Here is a 2,124-nt window from a genome sequence, read left to right on the forward strand (position 1 = left end):
GAGGAGCAGTAGATGCCATCATCATCATTCCCTGAGATTGTGTTGTTGGTGATGGTTGGAGAGGAGGAGGAGCAGTAGATGCCCCATCTATTCCCCGATATTGTATTGTTGGTGATTTGTGGGGAAGAGTGGGAGCAGTAGATGCCATCATAGCCTGCTCCTGTTATTGTAAATCCTGTGATTGTTCCATTCGCATTTGAACCATCAAAAGTTACTGTGCTTGTACTTACAAGACCAGAGGCTATAATTGTTGTAGAATTACTTCCGTTTCCAATTAAGGCAATCCTCTTCTTAATATAAATTGCCTCATTATAAACTCCTGTTGGAACTAAAACCTTTCCACCATTTGGACAAGCATTTATCCCTTGCTGGATGGTTGTATATGTTCCAACAAATTCCCCTGAGGTATCATAGACTTCAATTGGTGGTTGAGGGGTAATTATATCAGTATAAACCTTTAAACATACATTTGTGTCAGGATAATCAGCAGTAATATCTGACCAAGTGGTACCATATTTACTCACATAACTTTGTCCAGAGATTGCGGTAGCATTACTACTGTAATCAACCCAAGGCATTTCTATAGTAATTGGATAATTATATCCTGGGGTAGTCAGCTTTACTACTACAGAAAACTTTTCCTCTAAAGTAAGGGGAACAGGAGAGTCAAGCATAATTGTATGATAACCTGGCATTGAAATAACTCCTGATTTGCTTGCGGCAAGCGAGCCACTTGTAGGTTGTCCAGCAGAGACATTTGTATAGATGCGTACTTCATAAGTTGAATTAACCTGGGGAACATAGAAACCAATTGCTTTTATCTCTTCATTTTGTAAGGAATTAAAGATGTTAGCAAACCAGGCAGTGTTACTGGAGTAACCCACATTATCTACCCAACCAAGCGGGTCATATTGGTAGATATAACCATAATTGGTTACTGGCTCAGCATTATAAAATACTGCATTATCTTCATCTTTGCCTAACTGAGTATCGTAATAAGAGATGTAAAAATAACCTTGATCCCCCCAGGCAGTTCCCCAACTATTTTTGAGAATAAATGCGCCATCTCCTGGAGGAATAGAGTTAAAGTTAGTTTTGCTAAAATTATCATCCCAACCTACTATTGCCACGGCATGATTACTAGATTTTCCACCATTATAATAGTAAGCATACGAAGAAGAATTATAATAAGGATCCTCCCAATAAAAAGCAGTACAGACTGCTCCTTTTTCCATAACTGCTTGTTTTATGGTATTATTATCTAATGGTCCACTTCTTGGTGGTAGAAATTGGACATTTTGGATATGTTTTTGCACCGGCAATCCTGGTAGACTTCCACCTGGCTTTGGATAAATATCATCACTTTCGTTAATTGGGCCACTCCACCTTGCAAGGTATGCGGTTGACATAAAACAGTTGCCACCATTATTAAAACCTGGGTCAAACCCATGAAGATTAACCAGGTTGTTCTCAGAAAAATCCCTGGTTTCAGCCGGTAAAAGGCAGGATTCTAAAGAAGCATAGCTTGCGAATGCCCAGCAGGTCCCATAGGGATCCTGATCTTTTACTGGGGTAACCTTTCCCAAACTTCTGAGGTCATATGAAGAAGGAAGGGCAAAAGGAACACCAATTTTCCCTTTTAGATGAGAGAGAGTAACCGGTGGAGGAATATATCCTAATCTATATCCATCGGTTTTTGTTGTAATCTTACCCAACCTATAATCCTGGAGGTATTTTACAAACTCAGGATTTACCGGCGCGAGGATGGGCTCAGAAAATACAAGCCTGGAAAACAAGCAAAGAAAAACCACAATAATGTCTGCCTTAACTTTATTTTTGTATCTTTGTCGAGAAACCATTTTTTTAACCTCCTTTGATTGTTAATGCCTCCTCGTCATCATTGTGTCTTTGCGCTTTTCTGCACACGGTTCTTTCTTGCGGAGAACCTTCCTTCTCACTTTTATGAGCAAGGCATTAGATTAACTGTAAGTGTTCACCGCAGAGATGATATGATGAAGTGTCAAGTTTGACCTGCGAAAGATTTTATGGTATACTATACAAAAAGTATTAACTAACTAAAATAAGGAGGACAAACTTATGACACAAACAACATATTTACCAAAA

The 2,124-nt window shown here is 39.0% G+C and carries 1 protein-coding gene; it reads right to left on the minus strand.

The genetic code is table 11. The features are described 5' to 3' along the window. Positions 1-1,859, minus strand: a 1,859-nt coding sequence (locus tag AB1414_16435) for a lectin like domain-containing protein (GenBank protein ID MEW6609006.1), incomplete at its 3' end; no start/stop codon positions are given. Positions 1,860-2,124 lie beyond the last annotated feature (265 nt).

Source organism: bacterium, from assembly GCA_040755795.1.
Lineage (GTDB): Bacteria > UBA9089 > CG2-30-40-21 > CG2-30-40-21 > SBAY01 > JBFLXS01.